Consider the following 1,001-nt stretch of genomic DNA (forward strand, 5'->3'; position numbering starts at 1 on the left):
TGCCCCTGCAGGAAGGCTATGTCCTGAAGGCAGTGGATATAGATCTGAGTGCCCGGACAATGCTCATCTCCCTGTTAAAAGATGGGAACGTAGTAGATCCAGGAACTCCTCTAAACGCAGGCCAGACCTATGTTTATGCCCCATCGAGAGTGGGTGCTGTATCAGACCTCCCTATAATTATGATACGATTTGACAGCGTGTTCTCAGGCACAGAAGTGCAGGCTGCCTTCCTGAAAGGTGTGTTCCAGATATCATCGAACCCAACCACGATTAAAACCGGGAACGTGTACAATGATATGAAAGTGACAAATGTCGGACAGGATAAAATCGAGATGAGCAATAATAATGACGTAAGCCTCGACAGAGGTAAAACAGAAAACCTCATGGGAAATATGAATATACTTGTGGCAGACAACGATACCCTGCGCTTTGCCCTCTCGAATGAACAAACCGGGGTCTTCGAGGTAAGGAGCAGTGTCTATAGAGGAAATGATGCAAATCCCATTGATACATGGACCCCTTATAACTTCGGAATGAACATAGGAACTACAAGCATAGGGTTTTACTACGACCTGGACAGTGGCTTGGGTAACGAAAGCCTGAGGCTTGTAACACCGTTGAATGGCAGCAGGACTATAAGCGAACAAAATCTTGACTACACCACAACCCCTCAAGACGTGAGTTTTGGCTACTCAGGTTTCGGCAGTTATCAGGTCATAGGCTTTATGGCTGACAAGTACTTCGCGGGATATACATCCAATACCATTATTGCAAATGCACAACCAAGCACCACTTTTGCAGGAAAGAGCGCTCTTGCTCAGGGACAGCTTCACAAGGTGCTTATGGATGACGACCTCAAACACACCATATCAGTTGGCAGTACCCTGCCCCTGCAGGAAGGCTATGTCCTGAAGGCAGTGGATATAGATCTGAGTGCCCGGACAATGCTCATCTCCCTGTTAAAAGATGGGAACGTAGTAGATCCAGGAACTCCTCTAAAC

Annotated in this window: 1 protein-coding gene; it reads left to right on the top strand. The window is 47.0% G+C overall.

Going from position 1 to position 1,001, the window contains the following annotated elements:
* Positions 1–1,001 (top strand): S-layer protein domain-containing protein (locus O8C65_00150; protein ID MCZ7355325.1); only part of this gene is annotated, 1,001 nt, incomplete at both ends.

The sequence above is a fragment of the Candidatus Methanoperedens sp. genome (assembly GCA_027460535.1).
Lineage (GTDB): Archaea > Halobacteriota > Methanosarcinia > Methanosarcinales > Methanoperedenaceae > Methanoperedens.